Origin of the sequence: Haladaptatus sp. SPP-AMP-3, assembly GCF_049568665.1 — an archaeon.
Taxonomy (GTDB): domain Archaea; phylum Halobacteriota; class Halobacteria; order Halobacteriales; family Haladaptataceae; genus Haladaptatus; species Haladaptatus paucihalophilus.
In genome coordinates this window covers 1,278,265-1,303,887 of the sequence record NZ_CP145897.1, presented here as the reverse complement: position 1 = coordinate 1,303,887, position 25,623 = coordinate 1,278,265, and the positions used below count along the sequence as shown (strand labels likewise).

The window sequence follows — 25,623 nt, the reverse complement described above, 5'->3', positions numbered from 1 at the left end:
TTACTCCTCGGCCGATTCGTCCGCTTCGGCGCGGTCGGGGACCTCGAACTCGGTTTCCGAAGTGTCGTCGTATCGTCCCGTCTTTCGGTCGTAGACGGAGAACAGATAGACGCTCGTCAGCGAGAAGATTCCCAACCCGCCCCAGAACAGCGCGGGTGGTCCGCCGTGTCCCTCGTTCGGGATGTAGGGGAACGAGATGGAGTTCTCCTTCACGATGGCCTTCGACGGCGGCATGACGCCGCTCTGCGGTTCGTCGGAACTCGGAATGGACCCGCTTTCGGCGGGCCCGCCGGGTTCGCCACAGACGATTCGGGCGACCATCCCGAGCGTTTTGTGCGGGATGCAGTAGTAGTCGTACGTTCCCTTCGTCGTGAACGTGTGCGTGAACGACTGGCCGGGTTGCAAAATTCCGCTGTTCCACCCGTCTGCCCCCTTCGGAATGAGGACGTTGTTGACCTTGGGATTCCCCTTGCTGTACGACGTCGCCGAGTGCGCGCCCGACTTGCATGCCCACTTCACCGTATCACCCGGCTTCACGTGGAGCCCTATCGGGTCGAAGTAGTACCCCTCGCTGTCCTGATACATCCCGATGACGTGCGTGGAGCCGCCCCCGTTCTGACCGCGGACGATGGCCGTGCTGCCGGTCGCGGTTGCGGTCGCGGCGACCCCCGTCAAGAACGCTCTCCTGTGCATCGAACTCCCCCCGGTACCGCTGGTCACATCGTCGTTCGTCGTCCGGGATTGTGTGTGTTCCGGCATCAGTTCGATTTCCGGACGAGGAGCGCCCGCAGTTCCTCCTCGTCGACGCGATATTTAAATCTGGGACGGCCATCGACCAGCACGTACGGAACCCGGTCCCCGTACTCCGTCCGCCGTTGCGGATCCGAATCGACATCGCGGAGGTCGAGGGTAACGTCGGAGGAAACCGCATCCGCGACGCGGCGGACGGTTTCGATAGCGTCCTCGCAGAGGTGACAGTCATCGCGCGTGTAGACGGTGACGGTCCGTTTTCGGTCCATCGGTTTCGATGAAGACTCGACCCGGACGGGCTTACTCGTTGTGCCCCGTTCGACCGCAATCGTGTTGTCGCTCCCGACCGTCGTTCGAGGCGAATGCAGACGCGTGAGGACACCGGAGTGACGAATTCCGACTCGTTTCTCCACCGGTTCGTCCACCCTCGATTGGCGGCCGTCGCCATCGGCGGTGCGGGACTCTGGGGCGTGTCGTTCCTCGTCGCGGCGGCGGGGGTGGGGCTTCGATCGACCGGTCGGGTCGTGCTCGCCGCACAGCTGTTTTTCCTGTCGAGTCTCGTCGGACTCCTCGGTATCTTCACCCTCGGGTGCTGTGCGCTCTGGCTCGTCGGTCTTCGGGTTCGACGGCTGGTGGCCGCGTCCGGCGACTGACGGAATGTCTTACGCCTCCGCTGGTTCGTTCTCGTCCGTGACTTCGACGAAGACGGTCGCCACGCCGACGAGGAGTCCCGCCACGCCGACCGGCAGCGAAAGCGACCCGAACAGGTGTTGGAGCGCGGCGACGATGGCGACGATACCGACCAGCTTCGACCCCCGATCAACCAGAACGTACGTCCGCGGCGAGAGGGTGACGGCCATCGTCAGTCACCCGACCGTGGTCGTCCGCCGCTTTGCTTTCGTCTCAGTCGCCGACGGAGCATGACGTAGACGATGACGGCATCCGCGAGCGGCACCCCGATGGTGAGAATCAGAAGCGGCGTCGCAATCGCGCTCGTCGTCGTGTCGAACGTCTGAGCGATGTAGGTGTTCATCCCGACGAGCGAGAGCATGATGATGAGGACGATAGTGGCGACCCCGACGGCGGTCGGGAGCGGCCTGTCGAGTGGGTTTTCGGCGAAGTTCACCGGCTCCTCGCTCCGGTCGAAAAACACCCAGAGGTACATCGCCGCGATGAGCAACGAGGGGCCGACGACGCCCCCGGCGAACCGACCGAGCGACCCGAGGCCGCTCGGGACGAGCTTCAACGCCCCGTACACCCACATGAAGAACCAGTCCGGGCTGACGTTCGGCGGGGTCGAGAACGGGTCTTGCGGACCGATGGTGGCGATGGCTTGGACGGGGAACAGCGCCGCCATGAACGAGATGACCGCCGCGGTGAACAGGAAGACGACCAACGACATGGCGGCCTGATTCGGCACCATCGGAACGCCGAGGATAACGCTGTCGTCGTCCGGGGGCACCTCCTCCGACTCCCGCGCCCCCTCCTGTTCAGTGTGTTTCTGTCGGAGGAGGATAGCGAGGTGCGCCCCGATGAGGGTGGCGATGAGTGCGGGAAACAGGAAGACGTGATAGAAGAACATCCGCGGGAGGACGTAGGGCGCGTTCGTCGGGAAGTTGCCGCCGAAGATGAGGTTGGTCAGGCGTTCCCCGATGTACGGAATGGTGGCGGTTATCTCGAAACCGATCTCGGTCGCGGTCTTGCTGAAGTTGTCGAGCGGGAGCGCGTAGCCGAGAAACCCCTCGACGAGCGCCAGCAGGAGCAGCGTGCTCCCGATGAGCCAGTTTGGTTCCCGCGGGTTCCGGTAGACGCCGCTGAAGAAGATGCGGAACATGTGCAACGCGATGGCCGCGATGAAGAAGTAGGCGGCCCAGTGGTGCATCATCCGGAAGTACATCCCGAGTCGGATGTCGTAGCTGATGCGAAGGACGCTCGCGAACGCGCCGGGGAGATTCTGTCCCGCGTACTTCGACACCTGTCCGGTGTACTGCCAGTTCTTCGTCGCGACCGGCGCGTACAGGAGTCCGAGGAACGTCCCGGTCATGGCAAGGATGACGAACGAGAACAGGGCGACTTCCCCGAGGAGGAACGAACCGTACCGGTCCTCGGGGAACGCCTTGCCGAGGAGTCCCCCCTTCAGGTCGAGTCGCTCGTCGAGCCAGTCGAACACTCGGCTGTTCGAATAGCCATCCGCCGTCGATTCCGACGCTTCCCGCGGCTTCGTTTCGTCGGACATGGTTACTGTGGTCCGATCGGCGCTTCGAACGGTCCGGTAGCGACCAGCAACTCGCCCTTCGTGCTCACGCCGATGGGCAACTGCGGAAGCGGTCGCGGCGCGGGGCCGCCGATGACTTTCGCCCCTTCGAGCGGGTTGTACTCGCTGTTGTGACACGGACAGTGGAGGTTCTTCCCGTCTCGCCCCGAGACGAGACACCCCTCGTGCGTGCAGACCATGGAGTAGGCCGCGTACCCCTTTACCGTCCAGTCGAGTTTCGTCGGCGTTTGGTACTCCCCTTCCGAGAACCGAAGGAGGAGGGTCGGCGCGGACGAGGTTTTGAGCGGTTTCCCGTTCTTCTTCTCCGGGAGCACGACGCGCTCGTTACCTTTTCCGGCCGGGAGCGCGTCGCCGACGGTCAGCCGATTGCCGTTCTCGTTCACGAGGTGAGTTCCTTTTACGTACACCGTCTTGTACGACGTCCCGCGGCCCGACCCGACTCCGGCGTCCGAGAGCGCGGAGATCGCGCTCACCGCGATGCTTCCGACCGCGGCGGTCCCGCTGATACCCGCGAGCCACTTCGCCACCGCCCGCCGCGACATCTCCGGCGGTTTGTAGTCGTACCCCTCGCCGTCGGCGCGCTCGACGAGTCGCCCCCGTCGCTCGTCCGGCGGTCCGTCCTCGTTTCGTCGGTCGGGTTCGTCCGGTCTACCGTCCCCGCTCCGTTCGCGGCCGTCTCCGTTCGGTTCGCCGCTCGGTCCCTCGTTCGGTCGTTTCGAGTCGTCTCCGGTCATCGTTCGGTCTCCTCTTCGGATATCTTTCCGTGATGCCCTCGTTCCTCGACCACCAGCACGTTCGGCATGAACCACGTCGCGTAGATGGCGACGAGCACGCCGAGCGAGAGGAACAACATGCCGCCGTAGATGCCGAGGAACTGGGTCCGTGCGTAGCCGAGCGCCTCCGTGCCGAACAGCAGGGCGAACACGACGACGGACCACGCCATCAGTGCCAGCCCGACCATGCCGGGGTTGCTGTACTGGGCGGGCCAGTAGTCCGCGACCCAGCGGTTCTCGGTGGTGAGATACGACGGGAGACGGTTGGCGACGCCTCCGTCGGCGATGGCCGACTCGCTCGACCGACCGATGGTTCGGACGAACTGGTGGGTGTAGAATATCATTCCGACGAGGACGAACAGCGCGACCCACGTTATCACCCCCGCGATAAACTCGTTTACCTCCACGGGCGTCGGGAGGAACGTCTCGTTCGGCGCGATGACGCCTTTGTCGTTGCTCAACACGACGGCGGCTTTCGCCCCTCCCGAGGAGAGGGCGAAAAACCACATCGGAAACAACACGATGGCGATCAGGAACAGGATGACGACGGTTTCACGTTCGAATCTCATGGTCCCCCCGTCAGGGGACGACTCGGGTGACCGACACCCCCATGTCGGAGTTCGCTCCCGCACCGTCCCCATGGCGTTGACTATTGTTTTGATTCGCACTCACTTGCTTGTTTTGCCCTCCGGTTTCGTGACCGTCACATCGCCGCGACCGCATTTGCTATCGCACCATCCGATTTATACCGGAGCGAAACCGTGAAACGGCCCGCGCCGCAACCGACACGTAATGGACTGCGATAAGTGCGACCGGGAGGCCGTCATGCACGCGGCTTATTCGGGGCTGCATCTCTGTGACGACCACTTCTGTCGGTCGGTCGAGAAGCGACTTCGACGCCGAATCCGCGACGATAACCTGTTGCCCGCGTCGGCGACGCCGGACGACCCGCAAGTCTGGCTCATCGGCCTTTCGGGCGGGAAAGATAGCGTCGTGCTCACGAAAATCCTCCACGACACGTTCGCGGACGACCCGCGAATCGAACTCGTCGCGCTGACGATTCACGAGGGTATCGAGGGGTATCGGGACAAGAGTCTGGACGCCTGCCTCGAACTCACCGACGACCTCGACATCCGACACGAGGTCGTCAGCTACGAGGAGGAGTTCGACCTTCGCATGGACGACGTGGTGGACAAGGACCCCGAGAACATGGCCGCCTGTGCGTACTGCGGCGTCTTCCGTCGCGACCTGCTCTCGAAGTACGCGGAGGAGTACGGCGCGGACAAACTTCTCACTGGCCACAATCTGGACGACGAGGCGGAAACGGCGCTGATGAACTTCCTCGAAGGCGACGTCGCTCAAGTGGCGAAACACTTCGACGCGAGTCTGGCCGGGTTCGACGAGCGGTCCGACCAAGACGAGTTCGTCCCCCGGGCGAAACCCCTCCGCGACGTGCCGGAAAAGGAGGTCGCGCTGTACGCGCACCTCGAAGACCTTCCCGCGCACATCACGGAGTGTCCCCACTCCAGCGAGGCCTACCGCGCCGAGATTCAGCGGTTGATGCTGTCGCTGGAGGAAAATCACCCCGGAACGCGTCACTCCATCATGGCCGGGTACGAGGAGCTCGCCAAGCTCGCGGCCGACGAGTTCGGCGCCGGTGACGGCAAACGAGAACTCAACGAGTGCGAACGCTGTGGCGCGGCGACGACGCGGGACGTGTGTCGGAAGTGCTCGCTCGTGGACGCGATTCACGCGGCGTAGGGCGGAAGCGTAGTTCGGTTCGCGAAACTCACGACAGCGAAGAAAACTTATTACTCGATAATTCGACACGGCAGGCATGCCCTCCCGACGACGGTTTCTCGCCCTCGGCGCGACGGCCGCGCTCGCCGGTTGTGCGACGAAGGCCGACGACCCGCCGAAAGCGGGCGCGGACGAATCGCCCGACCCCGAAGAGCACATCCACGGCGCGAACGGCGAGTGGTCGAGTTTCGGCTGTAACGCCAGCAACACGCGCACCGTCGCGGACGGGAACGCCCCCGTCGATGGCGTCACCGAGCGCTGGCGCGTCGATGCTCCACAACTGTTGTTTCACGCCCCGGTGGCGTCCGACGGACGAGTGTTCCTCCCGGTTCCGAACCGACTCGAAGCGTACGACGCACGGGACGGGTCGATGCTGTGGGTCACCGACGAGTACGAAGCCGAAACCGCACCGCTCGTCCGCGACGGGACGGTGTACGTCGGAGCGAGCAATCGGCTTCGCGTACTGGACGCGAAAACCGGGACGACGAAGTGGGAACGGACGTTCGACGCCGACGGAACTGTGGAGGCACCATCGACGTACGGCGGGGACTGGCTGTACGTTCCGGTCGGCGAGACGGTGTACCGCGTCGATTCGGAGACCGGCGAAGTCGATTGGTCTCGCCGTCTGTTCGGCACCCTCCTCGGCTCGCCGCCGTGTGGTTCGGCCGGTGTCACGCTGGCGACCGAGGCCGGAAAGGTATACGTGTTCGGCCCAGACGGAACCGGGTGGGGCGAGTGGAATCTCCCCCCGCAACCCCACGCGCCGCCGACCATCGACACTGACGGCATCTACGTCAACTGCCTCGACGGGAAGACTTACGGCATCAGAACCGAGAACGAACCGCGGTTGGACGTCGATTGGAGCGTCGAAACCGGGTGGGTGAACGGCGGACTCGCGGTGAAAGAGAACCTCTACGCCGCCGGGACGAAAGGGTTACGGGCCATCGACCCGGCAACCGGCGAGCAACTGTGGACGGAAGATACGGGGGACCAACGTCGGACCACCCCGGCCCTCGTTCGCGATACGCTCTTCGTCGGTGGAGAGAAACTGTTCGCCTTCGACCCCACGCCGTCGTCCGGATTGCTCTCGGGGGACGGACCGGCGCGGCGGTTCGAGAAGTCGTTTTACGGTCCCGTCAGGTTCGGCCCCGTGCTGAACGACGGCGCGCTCTACGCCGTCGCACAAACCGGCGAAGAGACGTACCAGTTGGTCGCGCTCGAGTGAAGACGAGAATACGAGAACGAGTAGCGAGAGCGGAAGACGAGAACGGTAACTTACCGGATAACGTCGAGACCGTTGTTTTTCTCCAGTTCGCTTCGGCCGCCGTCGCTCTGGGCACCGAACGTACCGCTACTCTGTTCGGCTCTGTTGCTCGCGTCGTAGGACTGTGCGTCCACGTCGCGCATCTTCTGTCGGGAGCGGTCGGCCTGCTTTTGCGTCGTCGGGCCGAGCACCTGCGCGCTCTTGACGCCGGTCATGATGGCCATGACGCGAACCTTGTTCTTGTAGTTCTCCTGAATCCGCGCGCCCCAGATGACGTTGGCGTTGGCTTCGAGGCGTTCCGTGATGTTGCCCGCGATTCCTTCGGCCTCTTTGAGCGTCAAGTCGGGACCTCCCGTGATGTGGACGAGACCGCCGGATGCCCCACGGTAATCCACGTCGAGGAGCGGGTGGTTCATCGCGTCGCGGACCACTTCTTCGCTCTTGTTCTTGTCCTGCGTCTCGCCGACGAGCATCACGGCGACGCCGCCCTGATTCATGATGGTGGACATGTCGGCGTAGTCGAGGTTGATGAGCGACGGTTGGGTAATCGTCTCCGAGATGCCCTTGACGGTCTCGGCGATGATCTGGTCCATGACCGAGAACGCCTTGCCGATGGGCAGGTTCGGGACGTAATCGAGGAGGCGGTTGTTGTCGAGGACGATAATAGAGTCCGCTTCGTTGCGAAGCTTCTCCAGTCCTTCCTCGGCTTTCACCGTTCGGGCACGCTCGACGTTGAACGGCGTGGAGACCATTCCGACGACTATCGCGCCCTGCTCTTTGGCGATTTTGGCGACGACGGGTGCCGCACCCGTCCCGGTTCCGCCGCCCATGCCCGCGGTCACGAACACGAGGTCCGCGTCGCCGAGCACTTCCTTGACCGTTCCCTGTGCCATCTCGGTCGCGCGCTCACCCATCGAGGGGTCGCCGCCCGCGCCGAGACCGGACGTGAGGGATTTGCCGACGAGGATTTTCGTGTCGGCTTCGATCATCTTCAAGTGCTGTTTGTCGGTGTTGATGGCAACCGTGTCAGCCCCATCGACGCCGATGTTGTACAGGCGGTTGATGGTGTTGTTGCCCGCACCACCACAGCCGACGATGACGATTCGAGGGTCGCCGAACTCGTCGTCCGTGGTCGCCGCTTCCATCTCACGCTGTTCGCTTTCGGCGTTTTCCAGCGCTTCTTGAACGATATCCTGCATCGATTATACCTTCGCCCACGTACGCTTGTTCGTGGTCTCGGCGGCTTCGTCATGCTCGTTAAGCATGTCTCGAACCGCGGCCCGAATCGCTTCGCTCCGATTCGGGAACTCGCCGGTTTCGACCATCTGTTCGACTTCTTCGATTTGCTGCTTTGGGATTCGTAGTGTCACGCGCTCCATAGTAGGTTCCCCTTGTTTGGTAAGACGACACGCAGTGTTTTATTTTGTCCGTCTTACGCCATCACAGCGGCCGAGACACCCGGCATCGACCGTTTTCGGCATGGCGTAAGACAATCGTCTTACGTAGAAGTATCCACATAGCCACGGCATATATAATTAACGGCGGCTGTAAAACAATCGTTTTACGACGAGTCTAAAACGTCTGCCGACGGCGTTCGTCGTCCACAGCCGGGGCAGAACGCCCAGTCGGATCTGAGTTCGTCGCCGCAGTCACAGAACACGCGGTGAGTCGCTTTCTCGCCGCAGTTCGGACAGTAGACGTGTCCGGAGTCGAGTTGCTCGCCGCACTGGTGGCAGCTGTTTTCCGTCTGCTTCGCGTCGGCGGTCGTCCGACGCGCCGGTTCGTCCGTTCGCGTTCGGTCTCCCTGCGTTTGCGCCTGGGTATCTTCGCGCGTGCGCACCGCCCCCGCACCGTCGAGGGTGACGTTGACGTTGATGTCCCGTCCGGTTTCGTTCGTTCGGGCGGTCGTCTCGGCTAGCCGTCTGTCGACGAGTTCGTCGACGCGCTCGGCCACGACGGCATCGAGACTCCGCTCGTCGTTCGTGTCGGGTGTTTCCAAATAGGCCCGGAGCGCCTCGCGCATCACCTCGCTCTTCGAGGCGTCGAGCGATTCGATGCCTTCCACGAGGTCGTCGTCCGCCCGGAATGTAATTTTACTCATGTTTTTCACCCGAATCCGTCTGTTTCCCGAAACACTGGGTCTATCATACTTGAACCTTTCCGTCTGGAAAGAACGCCGGCCAGAATAATAATTCTTAAGTCCGTGACCGGGATAGGTGAAAGTGCGTGCCCGCCCTTAGCTCAGATTGGTAGAGCAGTCGACTGTAGATCGACTTGTCCCCCGTTCAAATCGGGGAGGGCGGATTTGTTCTACAAATTCGACCGAGCAGATTTGTGCCTGGAAGTCACAGCCCGTAAAGCGTAGCGAGTAGGAATGTCTTTCGGCGTTCAATCGAGAAAGCTGACCGCGTTCCGACTCTTCGTGGCTACGTCACACGAGTGAGCACTCGCCACGAAACTCGTTTTCCCATTCGACGGGCGGGGTTGAAGCCGTCTGCTCGGCGGGGTTCGATAACTACGAATGATTGAAAACATTCGATAATGAATAGAAAATATCCCATGTCGGGTAGGATACAAACCCGTAATACAGCTCGAGTACAACCCGTTTATCGTTCGTTTTGCGGCCTGTGGGTGGGATTTACGGCGTTTACTCGGCCTCGATGTCTGGTCGGAGAATTATTCGACATGCGCAGCTACCCCGGACGGTGAAGCGTCCATCCCGAAACGACTAGGCCGACGCTACCGGAACGGAAACGCTTCGTTTCCGTGGGTCGGTTCGATTTGGGACGTCTTTCCGGCAGGTCAACGCTTTTACACCGCTCCCGTGAACGAACTGCCATGTCGACACGGCTACCCGAGTCCGAGTTCGAAACCCGTCTCGCCGCCGTCCGCGAGAAAATACGCGACAGCGGCGCGGACGCTGGCGTCTGGTTCGGCGCGACGAGCATCGAATATCTCACCGGCTTCGACCACATTCAGACCGAGCGTCCGGTCGTCCTCGCCGTTACCGACGAGCGCGTCGAGATCACCGTACCGCGTCTCGAAGTCGAGCGCGTGCAACCCAACTCCCGCATCGATGCGGTACACCACTACTTCGATTATCCCGGTGGCAAGCCCATCGCCGTGGCCGCCGAGATGCTCTCGGAACTCGACGCCGAGTCGGTCGTGGCGGATGCCGACGGAGCGCCGGGCGTCATGGGCTACGACGGCCCCCCTCTCTCGGAGTTCGTCGGCGTCGAAATGCAGAGCTGGGTGGACCGAATGCGCTGGGCGAAGTCCGACGCCGAAATCGACTGCATCCGCGAGTCCGCCAAGTGGGGCAACCTCGCCCACCAGTACCTCGCGGACTACACCGAACCCGGTGCCCATCCGGCCACGGTCAGCCAGCGGGCATCGACGGACGCCTCCCGCGCCATGCTCGACACGCTCGGGGACCAGTACGTCCCCCGAACGCGCGGGGACGGCCCGGCCTTCGCGGGCTACATCACCGGTCCGCAGACCGCGCTTCCCCACGGCCACACCGCGAACCGCCGAATCGAGGAGGGCGACGTGCTCATCACCGGTGCCGCCGCGAACGTCGATGGCTATCACTCCGAACTGGAGCGGACGATGTTCGTCGGCGAACCGACCGCCGAACAGGAGCACTACTTCGAGTTGATGCTCGAATCCCAGACCATCGCCATCGACGCCCTCGGTCCGGGCGTCCCGCTGTCATACGTCGACGAACTCGTGTCCGACTACTTCGAGGAACAGGGCGTCGCCGACCTCGCCCAGCACCACGTCGGCCACAACATCGGTATGGGCGGCCACGAACCGCCGTACATCGACCGCGGCTGGTCGGACCACGTGGACGAGGGCGACGCCGAGATGGAACCCGGCCACGTTTACACCATCGAACCCGGCCTGTACACCGACACGTACGGCTACCGTCACTCGGATACCGTCGCCGTCACCGAAACCGGCACGGAGATGCTGACCTACTTCCCCCGCGATTTGGAATCCAACATCATCCGGTGGTGAGGCGACATCCGGTGGTGAGGCGGCTCTTTTTGATGAGGCGACTCTTTCGAGACGAGTTCGGCGTCGTTCTCGGGACGATGGAGGGGTTCATCCTCGAACGCTCCCGTCCGCTCGTTACGAGTTGTTGGTTCTTCCGTGACTATCCTTTCGTGACGGCTCTTCCGTGACAGCTCTTCTGTGACTGCTCTCCTGTGACTGCAACGACAGACGTCACTGAAATCGCAACCGCACCGCGACGGCCACACCCTCCCCACCCGATTGCGTTTCTCAGCCTTCGGCTTGCGATGCCTGCGGGCCACGGCCGCAGGTCAGCGAGACGCGTCGCGTCTCGCAAGCCTCATCCCTCGCGCGATAACCAGCTACCACCTCGGACGGAGCGTCCTCGGGGGTGCTGGCGCACGCGCCGGGGACGCTTGGTCGGTGTCACGACCCCGTTTTTCTGCTGCGGCGCGCGCCGACGGGGCGTTCGAGAATCGCATCACCCGAATCTACTGAAAACTATCTGTTGGTACTATTTAATACTGAAAACTATCTGTTGGTACTATTTAATACTGAAAACTACTAAATTACACTGTTATCTACTAAACGTCGGACTGTCGAATTTCGGGTGAACAACCGCTCGCGTTCGCTACCAGCATTGATTTGTCAGATACCATCGTAGAGGGGGTATGCGCGTGGGGGGTGTGGTGGCCGCGGTTCTCGTGTGCACCACGCTGGTCGGCGGGGGTGTGGTGAGCAAACGGGCCGCGGAGCAGTCCGGTATCGACATGTTCGCGCCGGACGACAGGCTGGCACCGGGCGAGGAGACGCAACTGAAACTCGTCGTGACGAACGACGGAACGGAACCGGTCAACGCCGCGACTGTGGAGGTGGGGGACCAGAACGCCCCGGTTCGGGTGTTGACGAACCGCGCTCCGGTCGGGACGGTTCCGCCCGGAGCGCAGCGGCCGGTTTCGGTTCGGATTCGCGTCGGTGAACAGGCGACGCCGGGGGAGTACACGCTACCGGTTCGGGTCAGCTACGACGCGGCGTCCGGGCGGGAAACCGTCGTCCGGTACGTCACCGTTCGGGTCGAGCGGCGGCCGCGGTTTCGCGTCGTGAACACGACGGTCAACGCCAGCGCGGGCGGGACGGGGACGCTCTCGCTTGCGATTCGGAACGCCGGAACGGTCGGCGCGTTCGATTCCAGCGTCGTCGTCAATTCGACCGATTCGGGCATCCGGTTCGGGAACAACGCCACGACGGCCCAAACCTCGGTCGGCGAGTGGTTGCGCGGCGACACGAAGTACGTCGAATTTCCGTTGCAGGTCGGCCCGGACACCGCGCGCAACGTCACGGCGCAGGTTCGCGTCGCGTACGAGAGCAGAACCGGCCAGCGGCGAGTTTCGGACCCGCTGTTCATCGGCATCCGACCCGAGGGAAAACCGTCGTTCGCCGTCCGGAACGTGACGAGCACGGTCCGCGTCGGCGACACGGGTGCGGTTACGGGCCGGGTCGTGAACACCGGCGCGCGGACCGCCGACGACGCGACGCTCGTCTTTCAGCCGTCGAACGGCACCGCGTTGCGCCCCGAGGAAACCCGCTTCCCGCTCGGTACCCTCCGGAACAACAGCTCGCGGCGGTTCCGGTTCGAGGTGGACGCGACGAACGCCACGAACCCCGGTCCTCGGGACTTCACCGCCAGGGTCACCTACCGCGACGGGAGCGGCGAGCGGCGCGCGAGCGACCCGATTTCGGTGCCGGTGCGCGTCGAACAGCGACGTGAACCGTTCGTCGTCACCGCGACGGACGCGAACTTCACCGTGGATTCGAGCGGGACGCTTCGGGTTCGGGTGCGGAACAACGCGGGAGAACGGCTCTCGAACGTGACGGCGAAACTGTTGGTTTCGGACCCCTTGTCGAGCGACGACAGCGAGTCGTACATCGGCGTGCTCGGCCCCAACAATTCGACGTCGGCGTCGTTCCAGTTGACGGTGAGCGGCGACGCGATTCCCGACCGGCATCCCGTCGCCGTCGTCCTCACCTACGAGACGCCGAACGGCGACCGTCGAGAGGCGGGACCGTACGCGGTTCCGGTGACGATTCGACGTCAGTCCGGCGTCGGGTCGTCCGTGCTGTCGGTCGCGGCCGCCGTCGTCGTCCTGCTTCTCGGCGTCGCGTGGTGGCTCTGGCGGCGGTAGTTCGGTCACACGTCCCGCCGTTCGAACAGTTCGGCGCTCACGACGAGCAGGGCGACGGCGGCGACGGCGAGCACCGCGAAATCGTCGGCGGACACGGTTCCGTCGGTCAGTATCTTCCCCACGTCGAAGTAGCGGGTAAACGCAAAATCTCCGATCCATTCGTAATCCGTCCCGAAGGTCACGGTATCGACGAGGAACATTCCGAATATCGCGCCGACGCCGACCGTCCGGGCGCGGCGTGCCGTGTCGAATTGCACCGAGGCGACCATACCGAGGCTCGCACACGCGAGGAAGTACACGATGGAGTAGGCGTGGAGGGCGAGCAGGTATCCGGGGTCGAGGAACTCGCCGATGAACTCGACGCTGACGTACACCGAGAGGAAGGTGAACGCGTTGACGGCGAGCATGCTCGGAATGAGCGCGAGGTACTTTCCTATGACGAGGCGGGTTCGCGTGACCGGGTGGGCGAGCACCAGTTCGAGCGTGCCGTTCTCCATCTCCTTTGCGACGCTCGAAGCTCCGGCGTACGCGTAGTAGATACCCAAACCGAGGAGCCACGCGATTTGATAGAACTGCGAGGCGAGGTAGCCGTCGATGGTCGTGATGCTCTCGACGTCGCCGATGAACGCGCGGCGCGCCTCCTCCGGCAAGTTCTGGATGTACGCATCGAGGTTGACGCCGGACTGCTGAATCGACGGGAACAGCGCGATGGTGAGCACGACGAAGGCGATGAGCGACCCCGACAGCAACAGCGTTCCGCGGACGCGCCGCCCCATCTCGAAGTTCGTTATCTCGAACATCGCGCCGGTCCTCTCCTCATTCGGATTTGCATGGCTCTTCACGTTCCCCCGTAAAACTCCATAAACACGTCTTCGAGCGAGGTCTCCTCGACCTCCAAATCTATAACCGAGTAGCGGTCGAGCACGTCCACGAGGCCGTCGAAGTTCTCGGTAACGACCAACCGATAGTAGCCGTCCGGGTCGAGGTCGCTGCTTAGCGCCCCGTCGAACAGCAGGTCGTCCGGCGGCGGATCCTCCGCGAGGTCGAGGCGCACGATTTTGCCGCTTTTGGCCAGCAGCTCGCCGATGTTCTCCAGCGCGACGAGTTGCCCGTCGCGGATGATTCCCACGCGGTCACACACCTTTCGAACCTCGCTGAGGACGTGCGTCGAGAACAGCACCGTGACGCCGCGCTCGCGCTCCGCGAGCAACAGTTCGTACAGGGCGTTCTGTGCGAGCGGGTCGAGTCCCGCCGTCGGTTCGTCCATGATGAGGAGGTCCGGGTCGTGCATGAACGCCTGCACGAGCGCGAGTTTCTGTCGGTTTCCGCGGGAGTAGTTCTTCACGGCTCGGTCGACGGGGACCGGAAACCGGTCGAGCAACTCCTCGCGGCGTTCGTCGCCGGACAGCGTGGCGAAGTAATCGAGCAACTCCTCTCCGGTGACGTTCTCGTAGACGGTCGCGTCACCGGGGACGTAGCCGATTCGGCCTTCCACGCTCCGCGTTCGCTCGGTGATGGTGTGTCCGAGCACCTGTGCGGTCCCGCTCGTCGGCTTCAGCAGGCCGAGCAGGAGTCGAATCGCGGTCGATTTTCCCGCCCCGTTCGGCCCGAGAAAGCCGAATATCTCGCCCGATTCGACGGTGAACGTCAGGTCCTCGACGCCGCGAACGTCTCCGTAATACTTGGTCAACTCCTCGATGGCGATGGGTTCCGGCGCGGACACCGACGGATGAACGCCCGCGAGCGACTTATACGGTTCGCCGAACGTATCGCTCCGTCGATTTGTTTCCTGGCGAGATTGACCGAGCTCCAGAAACTTTATTTCAACGTCTTACATTCGCCTTACTAATGGTTTCTCGCCTCAGGTTTCGAAACGAGTCGGGCGAGGGTTCCGCCGTCCGAGACGTGACGTTCAGGGAGTGGCTTTCCGGGTTGAAAGTCAGTGGCAGTAACCTGCTCGTCACGGGCGAGGTTCCCGAAACCACCAGCGCGGAGTTTAGCCGGACGCTCTTCGGACGGGGGAGACGAACGCGCATCCTCGGACTCCTCAATCCGGCGACGCCCGCCGCCGAGTCGTACCTCCCGGATTCGCCCGACAGTCCGGGGACGCAAGTCATCGACCGACGGCCGGACGACCGCGGGACGACGACGACCGGTTCGAACGTCCACCGTCCGATGGTCGACCGCCAGACGTTTCGCTCGGAGATCGTCTCCGCCATCGGCGTTCACGAGGAGCGAAACGGCGGCTTCGAACCCGCCGAGTTGCGCCTCGGTGTCGATTCGGTCGAGCTGTTGGAGGTGAACGACGACCTCGTTTCGGTCGGGCAGTTCCTCCGGGGACTTACCGCCCTCGTTCGCGGCGTTCGCGGAATGGCGCACTACCACCTTCGCGTTCCGGATGACGACCCGTTGGTGGAGGAACTATCGCCGCTGTTCGACGCCCGTATCGAACTTCGGAAGCGACCGGGGTGGGCCGAACAACGGTGGCACGTGCCGGAGCTCGGTGAGACTACCCACTGGGTAGAATTATCATAGGCGACCATACTACTGTTACCATGGAGTTTCGGCGGCATGCGGAACACGACGGACTCGACATCCACGACCCCATCGAGAACGTTCGGTTCGCGCTGTTTACGTCCGTGTCCGTCGACCCGACGCCGGTCGATACGTCGCCGTTTTACTTTCCGGTCGATGCCGCCGTCGAAATCGTGACGCCGATGCTCGAAGTCCCGAAAGCCGTACCCATCACGGTGCGCCAACAGGACGGGACGATGATGGTCGAGACGTCGGACGAACGGGACCGAACTCTCGGTTCGAATGCGTACCTCGTCGAGGTGAGTACGGCACCGATGAAGCTCTACTTCCTCGTGGACGGACGAATGACCATCGAGCACGGCGACGATACCGTTCGCTTTTCGTTCGACGCGACGACGGCGGTTCGCGTCGGCGCGCGCTCCTTTCACGACCGCCCGGCGGGGACGATAACCGTCACGGACGACGTGCGTGACGTGATGCACGCCGTTTCCCTGTTCGGGTCGGCGCTGAAGACGCTCTCGCCGGAACGGTCGTTTCCGACGCTCCGCGGCCATCCACCGCTCGTCGAACGAGGTGAGACGTTTTCCGTGCCGAACGGACTCGAACCGGCGGCGACGGACGTCGAACTGGTCGTTCCACCCGACCGCGAACACGTCTACCCCGTCGTCTCGCTCGCGTACTATCTCGGTGCGACGGTCGTTCCGGGGCACGACCCGCGTCTCGTCGCGGGGTCGTTCGAGCGGTCGCTCGACGGACCCGGCGGCTACGTCGAAACGGTCAACCGCATCCTCAGACAGACGTTCTTCCTCGACTGTCTCACGCGGACGGAGGGCTACTACAAGGTCGAACTGCACGAGCGCGAGCGGGTCGAACCGCTGGTGGACCTCGATTTCGCCGACCTGTACGAAACACCGCTCCCGGAGCGTCTCGCGGAGTATCTGTCCGTTCCGTTCGAAACGCTCGAACCGCACATCCCGAACTGGCGGTTGGGCGTCGACCTAACGCCGACGGTCCGAAACGCCGAGTACATGCCGCACATCGCTCGTGACCTCGCGCTCGTTCGCATTCCCGACAAACCGACCTCGAAGACGGTCAAACCGATGTCCGACGCACAGTCGGAGTTCTTTCGTGCGCCATCGTCGGAGGTCTTGGTTCGCGGAGCGAGCGGATGGGACACCGTAGACGGTCGGGACGTGTTTCAGGTGGACCCGATGCCGAACGTTATCGGGCAGGCGTGGGCCGGACCGGGGTATCCGCTCACGGTCAACAAACTCGACGTGAGCGCGCTTCGGCAGCGTATCGACCGTCGCCCGTCGAACGAAACCATCGACATTCACGTCGTCTGCAACGACGAGCACATGCGGGAGGAGGACGTCGTTCGAGAACTGTACGGCTTGCGCGACATGCTCGATTTCGACGTGACCGCCCACTACGACCTGTCGCGCGACGAGCTTACCGACCTGTTAGCGAAACCGGCGGACTTCATCCACTACATTGGCCACGTCGATGAGAACGGTATCCTGTGTGCCGACGGGTCGCTCGACGTGAAATCGATCTCCGAAGTCGGCGTCTCCGCGTTTCTCCTGAACGCCTGCCAATCCTACGAGCAGGGACGCGAACTGGTCACGAAGGGAAGTCGCGGCGGTGTCGTGACGCTCTCGCCGGTCGGGAATCCGATGGCGACGGAGCTCGGACGGACGCTGGCCCGTCTCCTCAATTGCGGGTTCCCGCTTCGACCGGCGCTGTCGATCGCACAGCGACACTCGGCACACGGCTATCAGTACACCGTCTTGGGCGACGGCGGCTTGTCGCTCGTCCAGAGCGAGCGAGGAAGTCCGCAACACTTGAAAATCGAACGGGTTGGGGAGAACCGATTCGAAGTCGAGGTCAGCATGTATCCGACTGACCTGTTCGGGTTCGGCTCTCACACCAATTTCCACCCCAGTTGGTCCCATCAACGGTTTCTTAGCACCTCGCCGGTGACGACGCTCGCGCTGACCGAGGAGGAACTCCGTGCGGAGTTCTCCGACCAGCTCATACCGATAGAAGCCAACGGGGAACTGCGGTGGAGCGACGAGCTGTGTCTGTCCGAAATCGAATAGTTACGGCCCGGAGTTTGCCCCACTCCCCGCGAGTACCGTTCCGAACTGCAACACCAGCAAGCTAAGGGTGAACAGGACGCCGAGCAATCGGGGGTGATCTGCCAGTTTTCCACGTACCGCGTCTTTTTGCGACATCACGTGCAAACCGTGCTTTCGATATGAATTATAATTTTTTTAATAATACATAACAAATATTAATTACAATTATTATAATAAAAATGCATTAATTTGTTTTGCGGATTCTCATTGGGAGAATCCATCGATAGCGTCCGAAATGGGATCTTTGAGTTCGTGGATTACGTCGTCGAGTTCGTCGGACAGTCGCTGGAGCAGTCGGGCGTGCGTCGTCGTGGCGAGCGTATATTCGGGGTGTGACCCGTCCGTTTCTACCGTTTTCACCAGTTCGAGTTCGAGGAGGTCGTCCCGGTGGGCCGTCCACGTGCTCGGGGCGGTTCCGGCGTGGTCTACCAACTCCGTCGCGCTGAAACTCTCGTTCGGGTCGTCCGCGAGTACCGCGAGAAACTTCATTCGCGCCGGATAGGTGAACACCTGTGCGAGGGGAGGTGCGGTGAGGTCGGCCTCGGTGGGACGCATATGGCATGCTATTCCATGTTTGTCTGAAAACAGTGTCGAAGTTCGTTTGAAAAAGAACGAGGTTGACATACGGACAAATGGATGGAAAATTTTTAGACAATGTGGGATGTATTTCTCGTTGGATGCGTGAGAAGTGCACGAATCGCCGGTACAAACGCACGCCACTCTCCACTGGTCACCGCCACTCAACCAGTATCGGAGTACGTCAAACTGCGACACACCGTTCGCATCGGCGGCCGTGTCGGCACGCATCCTGTCACTGCCTACCGGTCGGGATACTTCGCCACACCTGACCGGTCGCACCTTTTGTTTGGTCTCCTCTGACGGTTTCGTGCGTCGGTTTCTCCGTTGAATCGGCGCGTCCCCCGCTTTCCTCAGCGTCCTGCTCTCGCCGTTCCTTTATCCGTCGTGGAAATACCTGTATTTTTAACTGATGACGACCGGAGTCTAAAACGATGGTCGAGGCGTTTGCGGTCGCGAGCGGGAAAGGTGGCACCGGCAAGACCACGAGCACGCTCTCCCTCGGGATGGCGCTGGCCGAGGAGTACAACGTGACGGTCGTCGATGCCGACACTGGAATGGCGAACCTCCTGTTTCACACGGGATTGACCGACGCGGAGACGACGCTCCACGACTTGCTCATCGGGGACAGCGACGCGTCGGTCGAAGAGGCCGTCTACGACCGGTTCGGGATGCGAGTCGTCCCTTGTGGTACGAGCCTCGCCGCGTTCGAGCGCGCCGACCCGGACCGGTTACAGGACGTCGTGGCGACGTTGGCCGCGGAGACGGACGTGCTCTTGCTCGATTCGCCCGCCGCGCTCGGAAGCAAGAGCGCGATTCTCCCCATCGTCCTCGCCGACCGAATCGTCGTCGTCCTCCAGCCCACGATTCCCTCCTTGAGCGACGGCCTGAAGGTCCAAGAGTACGCTCGCTCGTACGGCACCGGAACGGCTGGCGTGCTGTTCAACAAGGTACACGACGACGAGGACGTGCGTCCGATAGCGGACAAGAGCGAGCGGTATTTCGACGGGCCGACGCTCGCAGCGGTCCCCGACGACCACGCGGCGCGGGCGGCCCGTCGGGCGGGAAAACCGCTCCTCTCGCACGCGCCCGAGAGCGCGGCCGCGCGCGCCTACCGCGATGCCGCCGCGACCCTCGACGTTCGGACCGGCGAGTCGGAACGCGTCGCCAAACGCTTCCGCAGTGCGGTCATCCCCGACGCACCATGACGACACCACACGGCGAACTCGTCCGTTCCCGCGTCGTCAGCGACCCGTCGTCAGCGCTCGCCACCGCGCTGGAACGCGACCTCACCGGCCACGCCGTCTTCAAACCGCAAGACTCGCTCCTCCTCGACGCGGACGGGTACGGCGTGCTGACCTTCGAGGACGGCATCCCCGTGCAGGCCCATCACACCGGGACGGGCCGCGGCGGACCGGCGGCCGTCGCCGACCTCGCCGTTCCCGGACCGTACAGCGTCGAACTCTATCGACAACCCGCGGACGAACGCGAGACGACCCGTGGAGCGGACGACCGGACGATTCCGCCGGGAATGCCCGCCGAACGGCTGGCGGGCGACCCGCAACTGGCCGCGAGAACGCGGGCGCGTGCGCCGGACCGACCGACGTCCGACACGGAAACGACCCCGACCAGTGCCGTGGAAGCGTTCCTCGAAGACGAGGAGAAAATAGCCGCCATTCGGAAGCAGGCGAAACAGGAGGCCGAGCGGCGAGCCGAGGAGTGGGGGTTGGACGACCAACTGGACCCGTAACGGCCCGCCCTACTCCTGTTCGATGTCCGATTTCAGCGCCGAGAGGATGGCGTCGGTCGTCTCGGCGACGACCTCTTCGAGGAACTCGGGGTCCGATTGGGTCGGGTCGCCGCGTCCGCCCTGTTCCGTGATGTCGTCGAAGTAGGTGTACTTGCGCGCCTCGAATCGGGCCTTCCGAACCTGCGGTTCCTTCTTTTCAGCTTTCACGAGATCGGGATAGAACAGTTCGATGACGCTCGTCTCGTGGTCGCCCGCGTGACCCCACTCCTCGCCGAATCGCTCTTTCAGTCTGTCGCGGGCGAAATCCGTCCAGTGGACGAGCGACGTCTTGACGCCGTGGTCGCGCTGAATCCTATCGGCGGCGAGCGTGAGCGGCGCGTTGTTTCCGCCGTGGCAGTTGACGACGACGAGTCGTTCGGCACCGTGTTTCGCCATCGACTCGCCGATTTCGACGATGACGCGCCGGTAGGTGTCGCCCGACAGCGTGACCGTCCCGGCGTAGTTCATGTGGTGTTCGGAGTAGCCGTAGGGCAGGGTCGGCAGTCGAACCATCGACAGGTCGCGGTCCGGTGCCGCCTCGACGAGTTCCCGCGAGAGGGACTCGGCACGGAGCGTATCCACCGTCACCGGGAGGTGGATGGAGTGCTGTTCGACGCTTCCGGTCGGGAGGACGACGAAATCGGCGTCGGGAATCGCCTCCTCGGCGTCCTCCCACGTCATCCCGCCGAGGTCGTACGGTTCGTAGTCGAGTCGAACCGTCATCGGTCCGCCTCCGCCGCTGGTTCCGCGTCCGCCGTTTCATCGTCGTCGAACGGCCACGTTCCGGAGTTTCGCATCCCCGCCTCGAACCCCTGTTCGACAGTCGCGTCGCGGACGTCCGCGACGGATTTGTGCGGGATTTCCCTGTCTTCCTCCGCGAGTTTGAGCACGGCCGCCGTGAAGACGACGGAGAGGTCACGGAGGTCGCGGACGTCGAGTTTGTCGAGCGTATCGCCGTGGGTGTGTCCCCACCCGCGCCCGCTTTCGCCCGCGATGGACCGCCCTTGCATGCCCGCGACGCCCTTCTGGACGAACGGCCAGTGGTCGCTGTGCGGGCGGATGCCGTCGTGGATTTCGACGGGGACGTCGAGTTCGTCGCGCACCTCCGCGAACGCCTCGCCCATCGGGTCGAACCCGTGCGTGTACACGTCGGCGGTGCGCGAGTAGCCCGCGCCGTCCATGTTGAAGATGCACTTTACCGCATCCATGTCGTGCGCCTCGGCCCAGTGGTACGCGCCGAACAGGCCGACCTCCTCCGCGCCGAAGACGAGACAGCGGACCCGCGTTTCGAGGGCGTCTTCCATCTCGACCAGCAGGCGGCCGATTTCGGCGACGAGCACCGTTCCGACGCCGTTGTCGTTTGCGCCTTCCCCGACGTCGTGGGCATCGACGTGCGCGGTGACGAGCACTTCCTCGTCGGTGTCCGGGCCGACGACGGCCTCGATGTTGCGCGAGTTCGTCGGTTCGTTCCGGCAGTTCACCGCGAGTCGCGCGGTCGTCTCGCCGCTGCCGCAGTATCGGACGAGTCGGTCGCCGACTTCTTTCGAGACGCCGACGGCGGGGATGTCGCCGGGGCCGTCTTCCTTCCCGATGCTTCCCGTCGGCGGGAGATTCCCCTCCAAGTGGTTGCGAAAGAGGAAGCCGACCGCGCCACCCCGCGCCGCGGCACCGTACTTCTCCGCGCGGTGAATCCAGCGGCCGTGGTCGTCCGGGGTCATGCTCGACGCCATGACGAGTTTGCCCTCGACGTCGGCCGCCTCGAAGTCCTCCGGGAGCCCGTAGCCGACGTCGACCAGTTCCGCCTCCACGTCGCCGCTCGGCGTTCCGGGCAGGGCGACGGTTTCGTGTTGCGCGTCGAACTCGTGCGTTCGGTCGTGTTCGACGGTCAGTGCGCTCGACTCGCGCCACCAACCGGGAATCTCGAACTCGGAGATGGTCGCATCGCGGAGACCGTTCGATTCGAACGCTTCCTTTACGAATTTTGCCCCTTCCGCCTCTCCGTCCTGTCCGGCCATCCGATTGTCGAGGTCGACGAGGTTACAGAGGAGGTCCCAGTGTCGCGTACTCGTGTACGCATCGCCAACGATTGTCGTGGGTAGTGTTGTCATTTTTCGTGGTAGGGTTTACGATTGGTTCCGGGCGTGATGTACGTTTGGTTCGGAGAAATCCGTGCACTCGTGGGTCGGATTTTAGGAGTCCCCCGCGAAGGAGGTGGTATGGACGACACGGAGGACGGAACCGACGTGGGGGACGAACTCGACGTCGCGGAGTGGATTCTCTCGCGGTTCGATTCCGACGACGAAGTGGCCGTCGCGGAAGTGGGGTATCTCGACAGAACGCAGACTACGGGGTCGGCGACTCCGGCCGAGGTTCGCTCCGCCGATGACCTCTCGAACGAGGGCATCTGGTGGCGCGTGTTCGTGGAGGGAAGCGCGGACTATCGGTTCACGACGTCGTTTTCGGAATCCCATCTGGAAGACCTGATGGAGCGGTCGATTCGGTCGGCCCGCGTCTTGGACCAGCGCGTCCCCGCCAAGTACGACCCGGGGACGGTCCATCAGGCGGTTCACCCGGGATGGACGGTCGGCGGGTCGCTTTCTGACTCCGCGGCGGCCGAAAAACTCGCGGCCGTCAGGTCGGCGTTCGCGGCGTCGATGGACGGCCTCGCGCTGGACCGCGCGGCCGTCTCGTACCGCGACGAGCGGTTGTCGTCGGTCCTGTTGACGACGACCGGGACGACGGTCCGAACGTCGCTCGAACGGGCGTCGGTCGAAACGGTCGTCGCGCCGACGACCGCAGAGAAGGTCCAGCGTCACTTCGGAACGACCACCGGACCGGCGTTCTTCGACGCGCTTCCCGGCCACTTCGACGAACTGGCGGCGGCGGTTCGAGAGCGGGAGGCGTATCCCCCGCTCGACGACGCTGAGACGACGAGTATCGGAGGCGACGACGAGGTGGACGCGGTGTTCGGCCCGCGGGCGGCGGCGACGTTGTTCCACTACGTCGCGCACTATCTGGAGACGGACGCGGCGTATTTCGGGTCGAGTCCCTTCTCCGTCGGTGACCGATTCGGTCCACCGGGACTCGGCGTCGAGGATTGCGTCCACGCCGGGTCGTGGGCGGCGCTGGGATACGACGCGGAGGGAAAACCGACGACGCCGGTGACGTTGGTGTCCGACGGCATCGTCCGGAACTTCCTCCACGATACGGTGTCCGCCATCGAGGAAGAGACGGTCCCGATGGGGTCCGTGGTTCCGAGCGTCGGTTACGAGCGGCCGCCGCGGATTCACGCCCGGCATCTGGACGTCGCCGCCGGGTCCGCTTCGCGGGCGTCGCTTCTCGACGGGGCGGACGTGTACGTCGAATCGGTCGAGGCGCCGCGAATAGAGAACGAGGCCACGCGAACGAAGCGCGCGAGTTCGATGCCGCCGAGCGTCCTGTACGCGAAGGACATCGCGGCGACGACGCCCGGCGAGTTCGAAGACGAGGCGACGACGCAGGAACTAACCTTCCCGGTTCGACTCGGTTACACGGTGGACGGGAGCGAGCGCGGAAAGCGGTTCACGGGCGGAGCGGTGACGATTCCTCTCGGTGCACTCCGTTCGATAACGGGTATCGGCGACGTCCGCGAAACGGTGACCGGCGTCTGCTCCAAACATCGGTCGATGATTCCGTACGCCGTCACCGCGCCGTCGATTCGCTTTTCGGTGCGTTTTTCAAATCGGCCGAGATGTTAGTGTAAATTTCCGCATTCGATAACGTATTCAGCGATATGTTCCATTTCTCTCTTCTGATTTGTAATATATTGTCAGTTTTGTTTATATAGTAGGCACGCCTGGTAATTAATGACAAATGCCAAGTGGTAACATGGATGTCAGACGGCGTGACTTTTTAAAAATGACCACCGCAACCGGTGTCGGCGGAATGGCCGCCCTCGCCGGTTGCAGCGGTTCCAAAGACGACAACGGCGGCGGTGGCGGAAGCGGCGGCGACAAGCTACCCCAGTACACCTACCTCAACAACCCCGCGAACTACAACCCCGCGCGCCACGACGCCATCAACCTCGTGGGCGACCAACTCACAAAAGTCGGACTCGACACCAAGGTGCAGGTGTTCGAGTGGGGCACGCTCTACACGAAAATCACCGAGGAGTTCAACTTCTCCTTCGCAACGTGGTCACGTGGCCTCGGCATCGACCCCGGCCGTCGGATGCCCGAGCAGTTCCACTCCTCGAACACGGGGAAGGGACAGGGTAACTTCACCGGTTACACCAACAAGGACCTCGACCCGAAGCTGATGGAACAGCTGCAGATGAAAGACGAACAAAAGCGCATCGACACGCTGTTCGACATTCAGAAGACCATCAACGAGGACGTCCCGATGCACCCCATCGTACAGATGCCCAACATCGTGGCGTACAACAAAAATCAGGTCAGCGGATGGACCGACCACATCGCGGGCTACTTCCACTTCGAGCCGATGACCAACATCGAAGTGAACAACAGCAAAAAAGAGCTTCGCGGCTCGTGGGCCGAGACCCTCGGAACGCTCAGCGTCCTCGGTTACAACAACGAGACGAAACTCATCCACCAGTTCGAGATGCTGTACGACAAGCTCGTCCGCATCAATTCGAAGCTCGAAGCCGACCCGAAACTGAGTCTGGCGACCGAGTGGGAGCGCCCGGACAACAAGACGGTGAAGTACAAGATTCGGGAGGGCCACAAGTGGCACGACGGCGAGGACCTGACGCCCGAGGACGTGAAGTTCACGCTCGAATACATCAAGGAGAACGAGATTCCGCTCTACTCCACGCAGTGGGAGATGTACGACTCGGTGTCGGTGGACGGTCAGTGGGTGACGGTGAACTTCACGGACCCCGTCGGTCCGGTCCACAAACTGTTCTCCAACCAGATTCCCATCGTGCCGAAACACAAGTGGGAGAGCCGGAGCAACCCGGCCAAAGCGAACGTCAAAGAGCCAGTCGGAAGCGGTCCGCTCCAGTTCGATTACTGGGACAAGGGCAGCGAACTGAGCCTGAAGAAGTACGAAGACCACTGGCGGCCGGTCAAGTTCAACCGCCGCATCTGGCGCATCATCCCGGAGAGTTCGACCGTGTGGTCCCTGTTGAAGAAGGGGACGCTGAACTACCTGCCGTACACCCGCATCGGCAAACAGCTCAACGACAATCAAGACGCGTCGAACATCGGCGTGAAGTCCGCGCCCGGCGACGGCTGGTGGCACTTCAGCCAGAACACGCGCCAGAAGGGACTCGACGACAAGGCCGTCCGACAGGCCGCCGTCAACGCGATTCCCAAGAAGGCCATCAACGAGCAGATTCTCTACGGCTTCGCCACCGAGGGGTGGAACCTCGTCGGCGAATCGTTCGGCAAGTTCAGCAACCCGGACGTGAAGAAGTACCAGCCAGCCGACGGCGTGAAAGCCGGGAAGAAATCCCTCACGGACGCCGGATACGTCATCGACGGCGACGGAATGGCGCACTTCCCCAAGTAGAGCCGACCA

At 63.0% G+C, this 25,623-nt stretch carries 27 protein-coding genes and 1 tRNA gene; 13 read left to right on the top strand and 15 right to left on the bottom strand.

The window, feature by feature from the left end; translation table 11 throughout:
• Positions 1-759, bottom strand: coding sequence for a plastocyanin/azurin family copper-binding protein (locus tag V5735_RS07435; protein WP_423745776.1), 759 nt, complete (start codon positions 757-759; stop codon positions 1-3).
• A complete protein-coding gene (locus V5735_RS07430; RefSeq protein ID WP_423745775.1) occupies positions 759-1,019 on the bottom strand; it encodes a glutaredoxin family protein in 261 nt (86 codons plus the stop codon). The genes V5735_RS07435 and V5735_RS07430 overlap by 1 nt, the downstream gene beginning before the upstream one ends.
• Positions 1,020-1,112: 93 nt before the next feature.
• Between V5735_RS07430 and V5735_RS07425 the strand changes: the two genes are divergently transcribed.
• A complete protein-coding gene (locus V5735_RS07425; RefSeq protein WP_423745774.1) occupies positions 1,113-1,403 on the top strand; it encodes a hypothetical protein in 291 nt (96 codons plus the stop codon).
• Between the two features lie 9 nt (positions 1,404-1,412).
• Here the strand turns inward: V5735_RS07425 and V5735_RS07420 are convergent, their stop codons facing one another.
• Genes V5735_RS07420 through V5735_RS07405 form a run of 4 tightly spaced genes read right to left on the bottom strand, consistent with a single transcriptional unit; the run spans position 1,413 to position 4,367 of the window.
• On the bottom strand, positions 1,413-1,610 hold the full coding sequence (locus tag V5735_RS07420) for a hypothetical protein (protein WP_423745773.1): 198 nt from the start codon (positions 1,608-1,610) through the stop codon (positions 1,413-1,415).
• 2 nt (positions 1,611-1,612) lie between these two features.
• Positions 1,613-2,986, bottom strand: a complete 1,374-nt coding sequence (locus V5735_RS07415; protein ID WP_423745772.1) for a cytochrome b — start codon at positions 2,984-2,986, stop codon at positions 1,613-1,615.
• 2 nt (positions 2,987-2,988) lie between these two features.
• Positions 2,989-3,759, bottom strand: a complete 771-nt coding sequence (locus tag V5735_RS07410; protein ID WP_423745771.1) for a ubiquinol-cytochrome c reductase iron-sulfur subunit — start codon at positions 3,757-3,759, stop codon at positions 2,989-2,991.
• Positions 3,756-4,367: a hypothetical protein gene (locus V5735_RS07405; protein ID WP_423745770.1), complete on the bottom strand. Its 612-nt coding sequence runs from the start codon at positions 4,365-4,367 to the stop codon at positions 3,756-3,758. The genes V5735_RS07410 and V5735_RS07405 overlap by 4 nt, the downstream gene beginning before the upstream one ends.
• Before the next feature lie 223 nt (positions 4,368-4,590).
• Between V5735_RS07405 and ncsA the strand changes: the two genes are divergently transcribed.
• Positions 4,591-5,559, top strand: coding sequence for a tRNA 2-thiolation protein NcsA (gene ncsA, locus V5735_RS07400; protein ID WP_423745769.1), 969 nt, complete (start codon positions 4,591-4,593; stop codon positions 5,557-5,559).
• A gap of 76 nt (positions 5,560-5,635) precedes the next feature.
• Positions 5,636-6,823, top strand: coding sequence for a PQQ-binding-like beta-propeller repeat protein (locus V5735_RS07395; RefSeq protein ID WP_423745768.1), 1,188 nt, complete (start codon positions 5,636-5,638; stop codon positions 6,821-6,823).
• Between the two features lie 50 nt (positions 6,824-6,873).
• Here V5735_RS07395 and ftsZ read toward each other — a convergent pair whose 3' ends face one another.
• The 3 genes from ftsZ to V5735_RS07380 form a co-directional block, all read right to left on the bottom strand.
• A complete protein-coding gene (gene ftsZ, locus V5735_RS07390) occupies positions 6,874-8,061 on the bottom strand; it encodes a cell division protein FtsZ (protein WP_423745767.1) in 1,188 nt (395 codons plus the stop codon).
• 3 nt (positions 8,062-8,064) lie between these two features.
• Entirely contained in the window at positions 8,065-8,241 is a 177-nt protein-coding gene (locus V5735_RS07385) for a ribbon-helix-helix domain-containing protein (protein ID WP_007982487.1), read from the bottom strand.
• A gap of 182 nt (positions 8,242-8,423) precedes the next feature.
• Entirely contained in the window at positions 8,424-8,963 is a 540-nt protein-coding gene (locus tag V5735_RS07380; protein WP_423745766.1) for a double zinc ribbon domain-containing protein, read from the bottom strand.
• A gap of 129 nt (positions 8,964-9,092) precedes the next feature.
• Between V5735_RS07380 and V5735_RS07375 the strand changes: the two genes are divergently transcribed.
• The 4 genes from V5735_RS07375 (at position 9,093) to V5735_RS07360 (ending at position 13,062) form a co-directional block, all read left to right on the top strand.
• Positions 9,093-9,166, top strand: a tRNA-Tyr gene (locus tag V5735_RS07375).
• Positions 9,167-9,700: 534 nt separating this feature from the next.
• Positions 9,701-10,882 carry a M24 family metallopeptidase gene (locus tag V5735_RS07370; protein ID WP_423745765.1) on the top strand — a complete coding sequence of 394 codons (1,182 nt, stop codon included), beginning with the start codon at positions 9,701-9,703 and terminating at the stop codon, positions 10,880-10,882.
• A gap of 32 nt (positions 10,883-10,914) precedes the next feature.
• Positions 10,915-11,049: a hypothetical protein gene (locus V5735_RS07365; protein ID WP_423745764.1), complete on the top strand. Its 135-nt coding sequence runs from the start codon at positions 10,915-10,917 to the stop codon at positions 11,047-11,049.
• Positions 11,050-11,550: 501 nt separating this feature from the next.
• Positions 11,551-13,062 (top strand): COG1361 S-layer family protein, encoded by a 1,512-nt coding sequence (locus V5735_RS07360; protein ID WP_423745763.1) that lies wholly within the window; start codon positions 11,551-11,553, stop codon positions 13,060-13,062.
• Positions 13,063-13,067: 5 nt separating this feature from the next.
• Here the strand turns inward: V5735_RS07360 and V5735_RS07355 are convergent, their stop codons facing one another.
• Together V5735_RS07355 and V5735_RS07350 are read right to left on the bottom strand one after the other, a co-directional pair.
• Positions 13,068-13,904: an ABC transporter permease gene (locus tag V5735_RS07355; RefSeq protein WP_423745762.1), complete on the bottom strand. Its 837-nt coding sequence runs from the start codon at positions 13,902-13,904 to the stop codon at positions 13,068-13,070.
• Positions 13,901-14,785, bottom strand: coding sequence for an ABC transporter ATP-binding protein (locus tag V5735_RS07350; protein ID WP_423745761.1), 885 nt, complete (start codon positions 14,783-14,785; stop codon positions 13,901-13,903). Before V5735_RS07350 ends, V5735_RS07355 begins: the two co-directional genes overlap by 4 nt.
• A 125-nt stretch (positions 14,786-14,910) precedes the next feature.
• Here V5735_RS07350 and V5735_RS07345 point away from each other — a divergent pair, with 125 nt between their 5' ends.
• Together V5735_RS07345 and V5735_RS07340 are read left to right on the top strand one after the other, a co-directional pair.
• The gene (locus V5735_RS07345; protein WP_423745760.1) at positions 14,911-15,597 is read left to right on the top strand and encodes a DUF7504 family protein; all 687 of its coding nucleotides are present in this window, start codon (positions 14,911-14,913) and stop codon (positions 15,595-15,597) included.
• Positions 15,598-15,617: 20 nt separating this feature from the next.
• On the top strand, positions 15,618-17,699 hold the full coding sequence (locus tag V5735_RS07340) for a hypothetical protein (protein WP_423745759.1): 2,082 nt from the start codon (positions 15,618-15,620) through the stop codon (positions 17,697-17,699).
• On the opposite strand, the gene V5735_RS07335 is transcribed toward V5735_RS07340, so the two are convergent.
• Both V5735_RS07335 and V5735_RS07330 read right to left on the bottom strand, forming a co-directional pair.
• Complete coding sequence (locus tag V5735_RS07335; protein WP_007982500.1) at positions 17,700-17,834, bottom strand: DUF7503 family protein; 135 nt, start codon at positions 17,832-17,834, stop codon at positions 17,700-17,702.
• Between the two features lie 108 nt (positions 17,835-17,942).
• A complete protein-coding gene (locus V5735_RS07330) occupies positions 17,943-18,293 on the bottom strand; it encodes a histidine kinase (protein WP_423745758.1) in 351 nt (116 codons plus the stop codon).
• Positions 18,294-18,748: 455 nt separating this feature from the next.
• Here V5735_RS07330 and V5735_RS07325 point away from each other — a divergent pair, with 455 nt between their 5' ends.
• Positions 18,749-19,522, top strand: coding sequence for an AAA family ATPase (locus V5735_RS07325; RefSeq protein ID WP_423745757.1), 774 nt, complete (start codon positions 18,749-18,751; stop codon positions 19,520-19,522).
• The gene (locus V5735_RS07320; protein WP_423745756.1) at positions 19,519-20,064 is read left to right on the top strand and encodes a hypothetical protein; all 546 of its coding nucleotides are present in this window, start codon (positions 19,519-19,521) and stop codon (positions 20,062-20,064) included. The genes V5735_RS07325 and V5735_RS07320 overlap by 4 nt, the downstream gene beginning before the upstream one ends.
• A gap of 9 nt (positions 20,065-20,073) precedes the next feature.
• On the opposite strand, the gene V5735_RS07315 is transcribed toward V5735_RS07320, so the two are convergent.
• Positions 20,074-20,826 carry a creatininase family protein gene (locus V5735_RS07315; RefSeq protein ID WP_423745755.1) on the bottom strand — a complete coding sequence of 251 codons (753 nt, stop codon included), beginning with the start codon at positions 20,824-20,826 and terminating at the stop codon, positions 20,074-20,076.
• Complete coding sequence (locus V5735_RS07310) at positions 20,823-22,211, bottom strand: M28 family peptidase (RefSeq protein WP_423745754.1); 1,389 nt, start codon at positions 22,209-22,211, stop codon at positions 20,823-20,825. The genes V5735_RS07315 and V5735_RS07310 overlap by 4 nt, the downstream gene beginning before the upstream one ends.
• Positions 22,212-22,319: 108 nt before the next feature.
• On the opposite strand from V5735_RS07310, the gene V5735_RS07305 reads away from it, so the two are divergent.
• Positions 22,320-23,840, top strand: a complete 1,521-nt coding sequence (locus V5735_RS07305; RefSeq protein WP_423745753.1) for a metallopeptidase TldD-related protein — start codon at positions 22,320-22,322, stop codon at positions 23,838-23,840.
• 160 nt (positions 23,841-24,000) lie between these two features.
• Positions 24,001-25,614: an ABC transporter substrate-binding protein gene (locus V5735_RS07300; protein ID WP_423745752.1), complete on the top strand. Its 1,614-nt coding sequence runs from the start codon at positions 24,001-24,003 to the stop codon at positions 25,612-25,614.
• Positions 25,615-25,623 lie beyond the last annotated feature (9 nt).